Origin of the sequence: Enterobacter sp. ZOR0014 (assembly GCF_000798855.1) — a bacterium.
Taxonomy (GTDB): Bacteria; Pseudomonadota; Gammaproteobacteria; order Enterobacterales; family Enterobacteriaceae; genus Enterobacter; species Enterobacter kobei.
Window position 1 is genome coordinate 1 of the sequence record NZ_JTLF01000039.1, and the last position, 315, is coordinate 315.

The 315-nt window shown below is 37.5% G+C and carries 1 protein-coding gene; it reads right to left on the reverse strand.

Annotated elements, in window-relative coordinates; genetic code table 11:
• Window positions 1–91: 91 nt before the first annotated feature.
• Window positions 92–315 (reverse strand): hypothetical protein (locus L977_RS01455; RefSeq protein ID WP_047624418.1); only part of this gene is annotated, 224 nt, incomplete at its 5' end.

The window sequence follows — 315 nt, forward strand, 5'->3', positions numbered from 1 at the left end:
GAACATTGGCGATAATACCACTCCTTAAAGTTGGTAACCGAACCTACACCATATAAAATGCCAAGAATAATCAAGGCAATATTAATTACAATCATTCATTCTCCTGACTTTCTACATAGAGTAAGATACAGAACGCGTCTGCCATGTCGTCGTTGATATCATTATCAGGTACTATGTTATAGCTCTTGAGTATCTCAATGCTTTGTACTTTTCGCAATGCACTCTTACCTTTAATTAGATGATACCCACACCATTTACTGTTTGGTACATCAACATAGCCAATGTTATGACGGTTACGCATGACACCCAAGAATG